This window comes from Brachyspira sp. SAP_772 (genome assembly GCF_009755885.1).
In the GTDB taxonomy this organism is placed as follows: Bacteria; Spirochaetota; Brachyspiria; order Brachyspirales; family Brachyspiraceae; genus Brachyspira.
Genome location: NZ_VYIX01000188.1, coordinates 1 through 691, shown reverse-complemented (window position 1 = coordinate 691; position 691 = coordinate 1). Strand labels below are relative to the sequence as shown.

Annotated in this window: 1 protein-coding gene and 1 pseudogene; both read left to right on the top strand. The window is 21.6% G+C overall.

Going from position 1 to position 691, the window contains the following annotated elements; translation table 11 throughout:
* Positions 1-236, top strand: a pseudogene (locus tag GQX97_RS13450) (4-(cytidine 5'-diphospho)-2-C-methyl-D-erythritol kinase); the annotation flags it as partial.
* Positions 237-253: 17 nt separating this feature from the next.
* A partial coding sequence (locus GQX97_RS13445) for a nitrilase-related carbon-nitrogen hydrolase (protein ID WP_304488838.1) occupies positions 254-691 on the top strand: 438 nt, incomplete at its 3' end.

Genomic DNA, 691 nt, shown 5'->3' with positions numbered 1-691 from the left:
ATATTTATAATAATTTATATAATGTTTTTGAAAACAATGTATTTAGTCTTGAGCCGAAAATAAAAGAATATAAAGAACAAATAGAAAAYAAAATAAATAAAAAAATAGTGATGAGCGGTTCYGGTTCTTCTTTATTTACTYTGTATGATAATGATGATAAAAAAATAGARAATGATTACAACATATTRAAAGAAGAATTTCCTCATTTAGATGTATTTAAATTAGCATTAATATAGTTATAAAGGATAATAAATTGAAGGTTTCTTTTATTCAATTTAACGTMAAAAAAGATAAAAAAGAAAATATAAAAAAAATAGAAGAATATATTAAAATAAATGATGCTAGTTTAATAGTACTTCCAGAGCTTTCTTCTTCTGGTTATTTATTTGAAAATAGAGAAGAATTATTAAGCGTATCTGAAAGTATAAATAATGAAGATGAAATAAATAAAAAATCAATATTCATAAACTCTATAATAGAAATATCTAAAAAATACAATAAAGCCATAATAGCAGGATTTGCTGAAAACTTTAAAAATAAAAGTTACAATTCAGCATTAATAGCAGAAAGCGGATATTTAAAAGGAATATACAGAAAGGTGCATTTATCAGATTTTGAAAAGAAGTTTTTTGATGCTGGAGATATAAAAGAATCCTACAATGTATTTGAAGTTTGTAAAGAAAAAGTATCT